14 protein-coding genes are annotated in these 14,443 nt (G+C 46.0%); 2 read left to right on the top strand and 12 right to left on the bottom strand.

The features are described from left to right. Positions 1-222: 222 nt before the first annotated feature. Positions 223-2,571 (top strand): helix-turn-helix domain-containing protein, encoded by a 2,349-nt coding sequence (locus F4V51_RS07470; RefSeq protein ID WP_153977484.1) that lies wholly within the window; start codon positions 223-225, stop codon positions 2,569-2,571. Positions 2,572-2,781: 210 nt separating this feature from the next. On the opposite strand, the gene F4V51_RS07465 is transcribed toward F4V51_RS07470, so the two are convergent. The 11 genes from F4V51_RS07465 to F4V51_RS07415 form a co-directional block, all read right to left on the bottom strand. Continuing rightward, positions 2,782-4,503: a helix-turn-helix domain-containing protein gene (locus tag F4V51_RS07465; RefSeq protein ID WP_153977483.1), complete on the bottom strand. Its 1,722-nt coding sequence runs from the start codon at positions 4,501-4,503 to the stop codon at positions 2,782-2,784. Positions 4,504-4,548: 45 nt separating this feature from the next. Then, positions 4,549-5,325 (bottom strand): (2Fe-2S)-binding protein, encoded by a 777-nt coding sequence (locus F4V51_RS07460; RefSeq protein WP_153977482.1) that lies wholly within the window; start codon positions 5,323-5,325, stop codon positions 4,549-4,551. Position 5,326: 1 nt separating this feature from the next. Further along, positions 5,327-6,367: an ABC transporter substrate-binding protein gene (locus F4V51_RS07455; protein WP_153977481.1), complete on the bottom strand. Its 1,041-nt coding sequence runs from the start codon at positions 6,365-6,367 to the stop codon at positions 5,327-5,329. 144 nt (positions 6,368-6,511) lie between these two features. Continuing rightward, positions 6,512-6,868: a hypothetical protein gene (locus F4V51_RS07450; protein ID WP_153977480.1), complete on the bottom strand. Its 357-nt coding sequence runs from the start codon at positions 6,866-6,868 to the stop codon at positions 6,512-6,514. A 124-nt stretch (positions 6,869-6,992) separates the two neighbouring features. Beyond that, a complete protein-coding gene (locus tag F4V51_RS07445) occupies positions 6,993-7,577 on the bottom strand; it encodes a chloramphenicol phosphotransferase CPT family protein (RefSeq protein ID WP_153977479.1) in 585 nt (194 codons plus the stop codon). A 192-nt stretch (positions 7,578-7,769) separates the two neighbouring features. Then, a complete protein-coding gene (locus tag F4V51_RS07440) occupies positions 7,770-8,252 on the bottom strand; it encodes a hypothetical protein (RefSeq protein ID WP_153977478.1) in 483 nt (160 codons plus the stop codon). A 20-nt stretch (positions 8,253-8,272) separates the two neighbouring features. Continuing rightward, complete coding sequence (locus F4V51_RS07435; protein ID WP_153977477.1) at positions 8,273-8,773, bottom strand: NUDIX hydrolase; 501 nt, start codon at positions 8,771-8,773, stop codon at positions 8,273-8,275. Positions 8,774-8,861: 88 nt separating this feature from the next. Continuing rightward, entirely contained in the window at positions 8,862-9,320 is a 459-nt protein-coding gene (locus F4V51_RS07430) for a hypothetical protein (RefSeq protein ID WP_153977476.1), read from the bottom strand. Between the two features lie 273 nt (positions 9,321-9,593). Continuing rightward, positions 9,594-9,881 carry a hypothetical protein gene (locus F4V51_RS07425; RefSeq protein ID WP_153977475.1) on the bottom strand — a complete coding sequence of 96 codons (288 nt, stop codon included), beginning with the start codon at positions 9,879-9,881 and terminating at the stop codon, positions 9,594-9,596. After that, positions 9,878-10,606 (bottom strand): hypothetical protein, encoded by a 729-nt coding sequence (locus F4V51_RS07420; protein ID WP_153977474.1) that lies wholly within the window; start codon positions 10,604-10,606, stop codon positions 9,878-9,880. The genes F4V51_RS07425 and F4V51_RS07420 overlap by 4 nt, the downstream gene beginning before the upstream one ends. A gap of 62 nt (positions 10,607-10,668) precedes the next feature. Further along, positions 10,669-11,235: a histidine phosphatase family protein gene (locus tag F4V51_RS07415; protein WP_153977473.1), complete on the bottom strand. Its 567-nt coding sequence runs from the start codon at positions 11,233-11,235 to the stop codon at positions 10,669-10,671. A 121-nt stretch (positions 11,236-11,356) separates the two neighbouring features. On the opposite strand from F4V51_RS07415, the gene F4V51_RS07410 reads away from it, so the two are divergent. Next, a complete protein-coding gene (locus tag F4V51_RS07410; protein ID WP_153977472.1) occupies positions 11,357-11,971 on the top strand; it encodes a hypothetical protein in 615 nt (204 codons plus the stop codon). A 388-nt stretch (positions 11,972-12,359) separates the two neighbouring features. Here F4V51_RS07410 and F4V51_RS07405 read toward each other — a convergent pair whose 3' ends face one another. Then, positions 12,360-14,369: a B12-binding domain-containing radical SAM protein gene (locus F4V51_RS07405; RefSeq protein WP_153977471.1), complete on the bottom strand. Its 2,010-nt coding sequence runs from the start codon at positions 14,367-14,369 to the stop codon at positions 12,360-12,362. Positions 14,370-14,443 lie beyond the last annotated feature (74 nt).

Raw genomic sequence — 14,443 nt, 5'->3', positions numbered from 1 at the left:
TAAGCTTTAACCCTTCCGGCGCACAATCCTCTCATTCCACTTTTTTTATGTTTTTGGCTTCAGAAGCCGCATAGAGTCACTGACGTTATTCCGTTTTTTGTATGTTTTTCAATTTCGATCTGTTCTAATTCGGCTGGTGTGATATATAATGGACTGCACAACTGTTGAGATCATCGAATTTTATTGTAAGCGCTACCACATCTGAGGTAAGGAGGGATTGCCATGAGGGGACTTTTAGCCATGAAAAATAACTCCATGTTCGTGAAACTGCTCCTATCGATGACTGCCATAGCTTTGATCACTGTTGTTCTCATTTCTTCGGTCACTTACATGATTTCGGCTGATAACAGTGTCCGTAATGCTATCAGTTATAATGAATCTGTCTTGACTCAGCAGAAGGAGCTGATTCATAAGGAGCTGACCACCATCGGAAATGCGGCCAATAGTCTGCTGATGGCTCAATCCTATGTATACCATACCATCGGAGGCAAGCTCTCTGTTAGTTCGTTAATTGATCTATCCACTCTTGTAGAAGAGCAAAAAAAGCTCAGTCCCTACATCGATTCCATCTATCTGTACTACGCCCCGCTTGAACTTGTCCTGACATCACGTCCGGAGATAAAGACATCTCCTATATCCGACTTTGCTGACCAGTCCTGGCTGGATACCTTAAATCAAGACTCATCATCTCGTACCGTCTGGTTAACGGGAAGATCGAATGGATTTTCTCCGGATCATCCTGCGACCTCCCTGATTCAGAAGATGCCACTGATTGGCCAAGTGGAGGGCGCGATCGTCATTAATTTGAATCTGGATCGACTCTTCGCTGACTACTTAAGTCATTACAATAGCAAGAAAGGCACCATCATGGTCATTGGTCCACAGGGTGAACTCCTCTATTCCGATGCTCATGACAGAGAAGCACTCCTTCAGCAGTGGGATGCCGAACAGGTATCATCGGAGAGCGGCTACTATATTGGTGATTCCGATCAGATCGTATCCTACACTGCATCCAATATGACAGGCTGGCGATTCGTCGATATCACCGAACGATCTGTCCTTCTGCAAGGCATGAACCGAATTAAAGTCCTCATTTGGACAGTCGCCATCCTATATATAACGGCTGCTGTTGCTATTTCCTATGTTTTATCGAGAAGATTATATCGTCCGCTGCAAAGTGTGATTTCCTATATTGTGAGCTCGGAAGAATCCGAACGACGCGACAGATCCGGTGCTCCCAGCAGCACGGATGAAGCCGGCTTTATCCGTCATTCCTTTGAGCAGATGACACGTAACCGCGATATTTTAATCAAAGAAAAGCTAAAAGTAGATGAACTCCTCACCGGAAATCGCACGGCCATTAAGGAAAAGTATCTGAACGATCTCATTCTGGGCAACGTTCCAGAAGAAGCACCAAACAGACCCGACCATGCGGCAGAGCTGCTTGGATTACAGCTTGATTTCAATCGTTTTTCCATCCTGACCCTTGAGCTCGAAGAGCATCAGCCGTTGAGGGGATCGGAGGATATATTTCATTCCCATCTGCTCCAGTACAGTCTGATGGAAGAGCTGGGAAAAGATATCGATGGAGAGATTTTTGTCAAAGACAGCAGGCATACGGTCATCCTTCTCTCCTTGCATCCGGATGCCGATGATACCTTTCCTGTGGAACAAGCCAGAAGCCTCAAATCATATTTTCTCAGTCGTTATGGGATCTCTGTGACCATCGCTGTCAGCCGTATTCACTCCGGAGAACAAGCCGTGCGTGCAGCTTACAACGAGACTCAAGAGGCACTAAATATGAAAATCTACATTGGGAAGGGCGAAATTCTGCCCTATTCGATCCTTGATGAATGGAAATCGGAAGAAGGTACCTACTATTATCCGTACGAACTCGAAACGAAGCTGCAGCAATCCCTGCTGAAGACGGATAAAGAGGAATGTACTGCCGTGATCCGGGCCATCACCCGGGAGGTGCTAAAGCAAAGGCTGGGTAAAGCCAATATTCATCAGCTGTATGTTCAATTAAGCGGGGAGCTGGTTAAAACACTTGTTCAGACTGGCGGCGAGGTGACCGCTGTTATCGGCGAAGGGTCGTCCTATACCGATGCTCTGGCGCGTGCCGAAACCGTTCAGGATATGGAGAAATGTGTGTTAACGATATGTAACAAGATCATCGACTACCACCGGGAGAAGCGCTCCAAAATGACGGATGTGACCCTTCAGCTGGCCACCGAATTCATGGACAACCATTACAACAAGAATATCTCTGTGGATAACGTGGCCGAACACGTAAAACGCAGTTCGTCCTACTTGGGTCGCATCTTCAAGGAGTCAACGGGCATGACGGTTAATGACTATCTCATCCAGCTGCGCATCAAGCGTGCCATGGAGCTGTTGAAGCAGACAGATGCTTCCGTTGAGGAGGTTTGCCGGGAGATTGGGTACGCAAACGTCAGCTATTTCAACAAAATATTCAAGGCCAGAACAGGATTTACCCCAGGACAATTTCGGCACCAACATACGGCAGACCAACAGTTAACGCAGGGAAAGGGGCCGAAGACATCCTAATTGGGACCATTTCCGATTGAAGAAGTCGACCAGGCCCGACCTCAACATTCTGTCGTTCCTGGCATTCCGTTAATAGCGAGATATCCCTAAGATGACTCGCCTAGGTATGTTATGTGTAAAAAGAAACCGTCCCTTAGGTATGTGGCTGCGCACACTTCCACTTTACAAGGAACGGTTTCTTAGGGGGTTATCATTTTCAGGATGGCGCTCTCAAGCCAACAAAGCCTGAGCAATCTGATCGATGATGCCATTGATGCCGGTTGGTCCATAACAGCCGATCCATGTCGCGGCATCTACGGAATATATATGCTGTCGCTCATCGGTATCCAGCATCCCCCAGACACTTTGCTCTGTAGCAGACATCCCCTCCTGCATGATTTCGCTGCTAAGCAAAAAGTAGTGGCTGGCATGTACGGCCGGCAGTCTGTCAACCGAAATATGATAAGCCGTGTCGGAGGGATCGGCTACAAATAACGGGGCAGGCAGACCCAGGTCTCGATAGAGCACAGCGCCTGTACGATGTGAGGCTGTATGTACCCGAACCATTGACTCAAACGGACGAATTAGTGCCACGCTCTTACCTGCCAGTACAGGAGCAAGTTCTTCTGACAATAATGCAGTTCGTCGATGATAATCTGCAATGATCCGCTTGGCCTCTGCTCGCTTGCCTGTCAGCTCACCGAACAGACTCAGAATGGTCTGCCAGCTCTCATTGCGTTTAAACATGAGAACCGGAGCGGTCCGGCTTAACCGTTCATAGTGCGGTTCATGCACCTCCGTACATATAATCAGATCCGGAGACAGTCGTTCCACCGCAGGTAGATCGGGATACTCATACGTTCCAAGTAATTCGGTACCCTGAAGTCTGGCCCTGATATATTGAGGGAAATGGAACGCCGCACTTCCCGATCCTACACTGCCTGCCGGAGTCAATCCAAGTGCAAGCAGATGATCCGCATATTGCACATCAAGTACAGCAATACGCTGTGGAGATATGGTGACATCATATTGACCTCTCAGATGGCAAATCACGATGCCTTTTGACGACTCATACCAGGAAGCCATGCGGTTCTGCGGCAAGGGATACACAGAGAGAGCACTTGCTCTCGAAGCAGCAGTCTGCCTATAGAACTGCGGAGGAACTCCATGGTATTTCTTAAATGCCCTGCTGAAATAATACATATCGCGATAGCCCATTCTATCTGCAATTTCCCCAATGGGAGCATCCGTATGACGGAGCATTCGCGATGCACTCTCCATCCGCAGCTGGATGACGTACTCCATCGGTCCAATTTGCTTCTCCTGCTTGAACCGTCGCTGCAGCTGTCTTACGCTGCATCCCGCAAGTGCCGCCAGCTCTTTCAGTTCCAGATTCCGGCGATAATGCCCCTCTATGTACGCAGCGACAACATCCACCATGTCTGACGCTGTCCCGCCCTGACCACGTTCATACTCCATAATGAGTTCGTAGAGAATCCCCTGCAGCAGTGCATTGGTGTGAAAACGCTCCAGCCCTTCGCCCCTACTCCATTTCGCTGCAATTTTCTCTGCCAGCTGGACCCATTCCGCCTGAGTTCGCGGATGCTCAACAAACGAAGTACGCAGCGGGTGATTGCGGTGCGAGGGCAGAACAAGGGAGACTCCTTCCATGGAGGTTGCCTTATACATGATCAAGATATAATCGATGTTGTCTGAGGTAGCAGTCAGCGTAAAGGAGGATCCCTCTATCACATGAGCAGCAAAAGAAGCTCCAATGTGGCAAACCTCACCATTCATTGCAAGCTCCCCTTCTCCGCCACCGGCCAGCAGCAACAGATTTGATGATAATTCGGCTTCGCTAAGACTACTGCCTGGCTGCAACGTACCGCTATACACGTCAAGCATCTTGATCGTCGTATCACTCCATGGACTTGTCTGTTCTTGCAGCGGCATTTCTCTCATCTCCTGACAATAGCAAAGGTAAAGTTGTTGCTGCTGTCATTTTAATTGAGATTCATTCTCATTGTCAATTTTCGGACATTTGTTGCAATACTCCTCTGACATTTGATAGTACAAGCAGCAGGTAAGGCGCTTGCTCTTCGCAACAGGAGCGTTGTTTTGTATTTCTGTAAATCGGGTAAACGGATTACGTTTTACACCGAACACCTGCCCGGGTGCGCCTTGTGTCAGATAAGTAAAATCATGCTGAACGTGCTGGCTTTCCTGTCCATCATCATCTGCATCAGGTATATACAGCCGGCCGATACGTACCATGATATTCTCCCAGAGAATACTCATCGATAGAGGTGCAATTGCAGCAAGCGTCTTTAACAGTGGTGTAAGCTGTACAGCAAACATCTCTTCTACTACTCTTTCCCGCCACACTTCCCTGTCTCCTGTCACTGCATCTGCCTGAAGCCGATTCACCGCCAGAAAAGGAAAACGTGTCCCCCCCTCATGAGCGGAGAGCTTCGGATGATAGAGGAAGCTGTTCTCCAGCTCAAAGGAAACATGCTGATGATGAAAGGTCATCGCCTCCACCAGCGGAGCAGTCCACAGATAGCCAATTCGCTTGGCTAGCATTGAAGCGGCAACCTTCATGTCAGGCGCATCGATATACTCCTGGAACCAGCTGATATACTCTCGGCATGCAGATTCATCATGCAGCTCGCTCAAAGCAATGGTACGGACACTATGTTCAGGCGGTTCACCAAGCCATATCGAATGATCCTCCACCGTTTGTTGCCATAAGTCTGTCGAGAGATATTGGTTCATGTTAATTCGATCCGAGCAGGGCTTCCGAAGCCTGATCTACAATCAGATTAATGGCAAGTGGTCCGTAGTATGCGATCCAAAGGGTCGAATTCACATCATACGCACGGTTATTTTTCACGGCATCAAGGGACTTCCAGACTGGATTGCTAATCATAGCCTCTGCTTCTGCGGCAAACAGTTCGTCCGACAGTACGAAATAACGATCCGCTCCAATCTCAGGAACCTTCTCCATTGAGATTTCAACAGAGGTATCATCCTTGATTCCCTCAACGAGTGCAGGCATGTTCAAGCCCAGATCCTGATACAGGATACCGCCTGTACGATGCTCAATACCATGAACACGAATACCTTCTTTTCTCGGACGGATCAGAGCTACCGTTTCATCTCCCATTTTCTCTGACAGCTTCGCCTTCAGACCAGCGACTTTGTCCTCATATGCCTGACGCACCTTCTCTGCCTCGTCCTGTTTGTCTGTAATCTTAGCGACCGTGGCTAACGTATCGCGCCAATCTTCGTAGAAGTCGAGTACAAGGGTGGGTGCAATTTTGCTTACATTCTCATACCGTTTCTCCTGGAAGTCGGTCATGATAATCAGATCGGGGTCCAAGGCTACAATCGCTTCCAGATTGGGCTCGTCCCGCGTACCCAGAACCTGTACGTCACTCGGCTGATCACCTAGGTATTCTGGAAAATCGGTGTTGCCTCCAGCGATAACACTGCCTGCCGGCTTCTCGCCAACGGCCAACATTTGATCCAGAAACTTAACATCAAGCACAGCAATTTTATTTGGTTTTTCGTCGAGTGTCAGCTCACCCTTCATGTGCTTGATCGTTACAGGGAAAGCTCCGACCGTCTGAACTTCTTCATTCGCAGGTGTCTCCGCTGGTGCTGCAGCAGACGGCTTACCACTATCTGTACCTGCTCCGGCACCGCAAGCCGTCAGGACAAGAATCAGAGCCAGCATCAGGCCCATTAACAATCGTGATTGGTGGGCAATGTAGGCATTGCTTCCAGCTGCTTGCCCCTTCGTTCTATGATTCATGATGAATCCCCCTTATGTATTATACTGATAATGATTTTCATTATCGAAACATAAGGAGAGTATAAACGATCTCCGCATCGCGTTACCATGTACTTTTGCGACATTTCAGCCGGACTAATGCGACATGCAGGGAGAAGGAGGATACTATTTTGCTGTATACTTGTTGTTGTAGGCAATGAAATATAGGGATGTAGAATCTTCCACAGCAATCATATCCTTAGTATCTTTGTTATTCATTTTAAATAGCCTTGTACCTACTTTATATGTATTCGAACTTACAGTGTTCGCCTCATTAAGATCTCTCTCATTGGTTGAAGTTACTTCTATCTCGCCTATTTGTTCAACTAGTTCATCTTCTGTAACGGTCTCATTACTTGTAATGTAGACTTCATTCTTTATTTTTATCATTTTATCTGAAGCAAAACTTCCAGACGACGATGAACACCCGAATAAAAGTACAATGAATGATATGAAAGGTATGAATAGAATTTTTCTTTTCATATTACTTCACCTCCACATATAGACTAAGGTCCCTATTGCTAGGAACCATGTTGTAGTGTGTTAGAAGCTCTATGCTAAATAATATTAATGGGGTTTCTCCGCCAAGACGAGCGTTTTATCTCCTTCAGTCTCCTCTACTCAACTTCTTAAATGCCGAGAATTCCTGCTCGGAATGGATATAATCTAATATCTTTGCAGCACAGTCCGCTGAACTGAGTTCTTCCGTATTCACTTCAAGATCATATTCATCATAGGCATATATGTAGTCAAACTGGGAATGGGCAAGTCCAATTGCACGATCTCCCCTGTTTTGCTCTCTTCTGGTGAGTTCTTCCTTGGAGCAGTGCACACCCACAAACAATATCGGATAATCCGAAAGCAAATCATAAAAACCGTTAAACCACTTGTCATTGGTAATGACCGTATCCACAATAACATTCAATCCCATCTCCGAAAACAGTTTAATGGTTGAATAGAACAATGAGACAATCGGGTCAAAAAGGATATCTGTCATCACATGAGGCTCCAATTCTCTTGTAGGTTTCATATCTGGGTATGTACTGTCGATAAACTGGTCATAATTCTGGAAAAATTGATCTACAGACAAATGATGTAACGGAATGTCTCCCTGCTTTTTCATTTCCAACCCGATACTTGTCTTCCCCGAACTTGACGTTCCGTTCAAAAATATAATGAGTCCTCGTTCCACATGAATCACCCTCACGTTAAGATTGGCGTATCTCTCTTAAAGAAACATGTTCCCGTATCCTTGTGCTGGGGTATCCAGCACCTGTCGAATCAAGGCCCTATGCCTGCAGCTTGAATATGATGTTATGTGTAGTATCTACACTTATCAAGCAGATTTATATATTCTTGCGGAGTGGTAAGAAAGCAGCGGACATTAAGCTCTACTTTCTTTATCGAGGTTTACATTAAACGAAGCTGGTATAGGTTTTTGTCCAGAATCATTGGGTATCACAATAATTTCAACCTTTAGATTTAGAGAATCAGGCAGATCGTTTTCATCTATATTCTCAAAACCAACAAAGTAATAGTGCTTTTCGTCCAGTTCTATCAGACCTCCACCTGTTGAGCCAGAAGTTGAAATTAAATTCCCGTCATGATAAAGCTTACAAGAAATATTATACTCCTTCAGACTGAACCCTTTCACTTCATATCCAACCTTGATTTCATTTTCGGAGTAATTTGCATTTCTTAAATTAATCGTACCACCATCAACCATTTGGGTCTGAATCTCAATATTTGCGTTGGGCATCTCTGGTTTTCTTAATAAATATCCCACTCTAAAATACCATATCGTCACCAATACAATTACAACAAGTACAATGATAACAATAATATACTTTCTTTCTTTTATATACACATGGATTACTCCTTACATCTTCAGTCTCCTTCGAGTTCTTTTCCAAACCTGTGCTTCAAATAATATATTATCCCTGCGCGATCCACATCTGAGAACTGTCTTGGATCATCGATCATACGCTCATAGACCTCATCAATCGTTCTCCATCCGATATTTGTTGTTTCGTCACCCTCTTGTAAGAGTTCCCCCTCCACCTGACATATAAAATACATGCCGATAGAATCCACAGGCCCTTTCATGGTTTGATATACACAATACGGCTCCAAACATTCAACTTCAAAATTCGGATTGATCCCACATGTATCTATTCGCTTGTGACTACCTTCTACGGCTACAACGGTCAAACCTGTCTCTTCATATACTTCTCTTCTCAACGCATCTATGATGGATTCGTAAAGTTCCAATCTGCCGCCCGGCAATTCCAATGAAACCTCATTCTTTTTATTTCGAGTCTGAATTATGATTTCTGTTCTGTCCCTATCTTGACGTTCAATAAAAGCTCTGGCATTAACATAGAACATGAATGATTCTCCTTTAGTTAACGTTGCTTGCTCAAAGCACTCAAAGAGAACGAGGCTCAAGAAGCCTAGTCTAATAATATCTCCAATCCTATTTAAAGCTGTCCTTCACATAATTATAGACATTAAAATCATCGTACTTCACGTAGAACCCTTCTCGTATAAGCTTCTGTTCTTCTGGATCGATTCCAAAAGAGAATGACGCGCCCGGACCAACCCCTGTCTGACCTACGGAGAATTCTTTCATGTTCTTATCGAACAATCTCACATTCGCTGAAGTGTAAGTAGAGATTCCATCCTCATGAAAAATACCATTATAAATGAACACCCCGGAGGGATTCTCCATATTAAACGTAGTTCTAAACGTAAAATAAATATCGCTGCCTCTATTCAGCACATCCAACAACAGATTAGAGTTGTGGAGCTCTGCTACATTGATATCTTGTTTCATTGGATCATTTACGTTAAAGGTAATCCATTCAGGCTTCACAAAAATTTCGACTGGAATATGTTCTGATCGTAGTGTGACTGTATACCCATCTTGATTCAAAACCTTGTCCGCTATGCCCTCATTGGTATAGTTTGACATGTAGTATTGATAAACGAATATAACGGCTAAGATAAATATAGCAAACAAAAGTATCGTCCATCTTTTTTGGTTCATATCTATCCTTTCATTTTCTGTGTTGTAACTGGGATCCATCAATTATGCAATTTAGAGAAAATCCCCTTTTGATCTTTCCTTCCAATTAAACTCACATGACAGTGCCTTACGGCAGGTCCCCACAAAGCATTCGTCTGTATGCAATGGAATATGTAACTTTTATTTTCCCCATCCACCCTTTAACTTCTCAGCAATGTATAACTGCAAACTGTGGATGTCTGAACAAACCTCTTCTTCCTCCGGTGTATTTCCATATTCCCCTAGCCAACGAGGTGTGTTGATATGCCACTCGTTTGACAAATATTGTTTACGATTCCTATACTCTATCATATGGTTCAAGAGATACTCCAGAGAGCCGAAGGATTGCTTACTTCGATCGTTAACTATGATTTGTAATTTTTCAATGATCGCCTGTAACATGTGTTGGATATATTCTTCTGTGCTCATGAGCGTCTACCAATAAATAGCTTATTCTGAGTCCAACGTAGATTATAGCCATAGCGATATAGCTCAAAGTATGGATACAGGCAGTCTTCAGCCTCCTGCAAACCTTGATAGCGGGACCACTGCAAGTAATAGGCAACCCAATAATCGCAAGCGATGGAATAGTATGCTTCACTCAACAGTTCGATATTTTCGTTGTAATTGCTACGCGAGCGAAGAAGGTCTCCAAGTGCTTCGTAAACGACCTCACTATCCTCTTCATCCGCACCTTGAATCAATCTTTGCTCTAACTTGCCAATTTCGCCTGGCTGTAATACAACAACTTCCTTCATACATGACAAAGCTCTGAATGCTTCCTTAGCTGCGTCCGCCGCTTCGTCATCCTCCGATACCTTGGAGAACAGGAGCTTCAATCTTTGGATTAACTCCTCCCCCAGACTATGCAATGTGTCCTCGGAAGCATCTTCATTCCCACCATTGAAATAACCTGGCACATATTCGCCGGCGAAATCCTCTGGGTTCAACATCTCATAGATCGGACGTATTCTGTCCAGAAAACGCTGACCGTCTGGAATCGGCTCAAATACTCGTTCAACCCCTGCTCCCGTTGGCATAAACCACTGAAATAATCCATAGAAATGGTCTGCTTCAACCTCCTCATCATCTTCTGGATCAAATTCGTCTCCGCCCATCGCTAGTAAATAGCGGCCGTATTCCTGTTGTTCCATCCATACCATCCCTCTCTTTATTCAACCCAATGACTACTCTCTACCTACCAATTACTTTTACCCTATGCTTCCCATAATCTTGTCACTTGCTCTAATTCCATCCCTTCAAATTGAAGCTTATAGATATCAGGTTTGCTGGTTTGATTAGAAAAATCAAAGCCGTAGCTTGCATCAAAGTAATTCATCATCAACGTCATGACATGTCCGTGCGTGCCAATAGCTACCTTTTTCCCCTGGTATTCTTCTAGAATTTGCTTGAACACATATACAGCTCTATTCTGGCAAACCGTGTTAGACTCGCCTCCTGGTAATGCATAATCAGGGTCTTCAAACATTCGCTTCGAAGCAGGCATAAATTCTTCATCCCTAATATGATCATCTGAAAAATGTCGTTCCCGAAGGTCTTCCATGATCTGAATGTCTATTCCCAGCGCTGTTGCCAGCCCCTCCAAGGTTAAGACAGCTCGGGCATACGGACTTGAGAAGATAGTATGTATTCCTTCATCCTTTAATATTTCTGTGATTTGGGCTGCATTCCCTTTGCCCTTCAAGGTAAGTCCTCTCGTTCTTTCCGTCCCTTCCGTATACGGTGACTCCGCATGCCTAACCATATAAATGATGGTCTTCATATGCCCTCCTTGAATTCTTCTGACTTATACAATTAATTTACAATAATTTTCAGATATGTGTATAGTAGAAATGAAGCAATATTCTTGGAAGGAAACTATATGTAACCGAAAGGATGAGATCATGTTTCTTTTCAAAAAAAAGCATCTACTATTCTCTGTATTATTTGTGCTGGCTATCTCTGTTAGTACAATCGCGTATATGAACGGTCCATCGAAACTGGAGGAGCCAATTCAACAAGTAATCAACCTTTCGGCCAATTCATTAACCTTACGTGAACTAGACAAGTTAGATGCGTTTGCTGAACTGATTGTCATTGGTTATGCCACAGAGGACTTTAGAGATCGAGAGCATGTCGTTACTACATTTGATGATGGGATCATGCAGTCCTTCCACACCAATACAACTATTAAGATTGAGAAGATACTAAAGAAACCTGAGGATTACCCTTCTGATCAGAACAAATTGACGATCATTGAACCCGTAAGTCTGAAGGGAGACGTCAAATATACAGCTAATGACTATGTCGAACTGCAAAAGGGTGATAGAAGTGTTCTTTTTTTACTAAGAAACTCCTATGGTGACTATGGATTAATTAATGATAACTGGGGGAAATTCAGCATGGAAGGGATCAGTCAGAGCAGTATACCTCAATCGGCCACTTCAAATGAATTATTAGAGTACGAGACATTTCGTGGTTCTGTCATGAAGAAGTACAATCTAGATATACAGTCTTAATGGAACTATTGGTGGGCAGCAAACTATCCGAATATACGTTTTTCATCGCTTTCTCTATTTGGGTATTCAATGGGAGTAAAATCCGTGATATCTATCCAAGTTGTTGGGTGCTAGTTGAAATGCTCTCTAACCATTCCAAACAAAATAGAAGGCCCCTCCCTCATCCCATGGGGAATCAGACGACCTTCCGATGCTTACAGAACATATAGTTGTTGTAAAAGGTAAAGATTAGCGCGGCTTGTGCAATGGCAAGCCGCGTAAGGGTGAGGCGCTGCTCTCATTCGGGCAGCACCTCATGGGGAAGCGCCACGACCGCAAAGCCGTGGCGCTTCTTCTGCTGCATGACGCCAATCCGGCGGCCTATGCAGCTTCTTCTTGGCCGCTGCACCTACATGGCAGCGGCTTCTTCTCCCAGCGGCAGCGTGTAATACTGCGCCTGCTGGTCTTCATGCTGCTGGTACACAACGACCAGCAGCGTCCGGCCTTTCGCGGCAAGCGGGCTGGCGCCAGCTAGCACACGCTCAAGCCGGAACGGAAGCACGTCCAGTACGGCGTGCTTCTGCAGTTCCTTTTCGCCGAGACCAAGGTCGGCGAAAGCACGGGCACCCATGACCGTCTGTGCGGTCATGGCCGAGGTCATCGGCAGCGCACGCGATGCGCTGCCGTCCCCACCGTCCGCCGATCCATCCGCGGCGGACCCCGCAGCTTCGCTGCCGATCACACCCGCCGCATCTGCGGCAGAGTTTTCCCCGGCAGCAGCCGAACTTCCCGCAGCGGCACCTGTACCTGTGCCGCTGCTTTCCAGCCATGCCGTGCCTGCGGCACCGGCAACGCGCGGCAGGCGAACGTCTTCGGGACGTTCAGCCAGCGTTTTCATATAGAGCGCCCACTGGTCCTTCTCCAGCGCATCGTCCCACCAGATTTTGCGTGGTTTGTACTTGTGGCCGAGGAAATAATCCAGCTTCATCAGGCCGAGCACGATATCCATATGCGGTGTATTCCGCGATTCCAGGAAGCTGTGCAGACGGGTGAACAGATCTTCGAGCTGGTGACCAATCTTCTGCCAGCCCTGACCCTCCCAGTAATCCCCGAACGCCTGGAAGAAGTCGAACGGCGAGTCAAACTCCTGCTCCATCAGATACTTCAGCGTATGATCCATCCGGTGTGCGTTCCAGTATTTCTCCAGTACATCCTCGAGCCGCTTCAAGCGCACGATATCGCTGAATGGCAGCACGTCACTGCCCAAAATCTCATACGGTGCATGATCCATATACGTGTAGTTGTACTTTTCCGCATCCAGACGCAGACCCGTACCACGAAGCATTTTGAGGAACCCAAGCTGAAGCTCTTCCGGCCCCAGTGCAAATACATCGTTAAACGTCTTACGGAACGTATTGTAATCTTCCTCCGGCAGTCCGGCGATGAGATCCAAGTGCTGGTCGATTTTCCCGCTGGCTTTGACCTTGTTCACCGTACGGCTCAGCTTGGCAAAGTTCTGGCGGCGTTTCACCAGTTCATTCGTCGGATCATTCGTGGACTGCACCCCAATTTCGAACCGGAACGTGCCCGGTGGCGCATTCTCTGCCAGATAATCGAGTACCTCAGGACGCATGATATCAGCTGTAATTTCAAACTGGAACACCGTTCCCTGATGATTCTCGATCAGGAATTTGAACATCTCCATCGCGTAATCGCGCTTAATGTTGAATGTCCGGTCCACAAACTTGATCAGCTTCGCACCCTTCTTAATCAAATACAGAATGTCCGACTTCGTCCGCTCAATATCATAATATCGCACGCCGACCTCAATACTGGACAGACAGAACTGACAGCTGAACGGACAGCCCCGGCTGGTTTCAAAATAAACAACCCGTTTCCCGAGATCCGGGATATCCTCTTCAAACCGGTGCGGTGACGGCAGATCGTTCAGATCCGCCTTCGGTCGTCCTGGCATGAGAATGACCTCTTCCCCTTTACGATACGCCAGTCCATACACAAAGTGGAACTTCTTGCTTCCTTCCAGCTCCGTCAGGAGCTGATGCAGCGTCTCTTCCCCTTCACCCATGACGATGAAATCAACATTGGGAATCCGGTTCATCCAATATTCCGTGTCGTAGGACACTTCCGGCCCGCCCAGCAATATTTTCACGTCAGGCATAACCTTTTTCAGGTTATCAATGACCTTGATCGTCTCTTCAATGTTCCAGATGTAACACGAGAATCCAATCACGTCCGCGCCGCGCTGATACAGGTCAGACACAATGTTCATGACTGGATCCTTGATCGTATACTCTGCCAGCTCAATATCAAAATCCTTCTCACTGTACGCCTTCAGACAGCGCAAAGCCAGCGAGGTATGGATGTACTTTGCATTTAATGTAGAGAGAATAACCTTCATGGTTCACAACCTTTGCCTGGACACCCAGACCATATTTTTTTGGTAAAAGTAAAGCGCCACAGCCATCCAGTCCC

It is taken from the genome of Paenibacillus xylanilyticus (genome assembly GCF_009664365.1).
GTDB classification, from domain to species: domain Bacteria; phylum Bacillota; class Bacilli; order Paenibacillales; family Paenibacillaceae; genus Paenibacillus; species Paenibacillus xylanilyticus_A.
The sequence above is the reverse complement of the archived record's forward strand: the minus strand, read 5'-3'. Positions and strand labels throughout refer to the sequence as shown.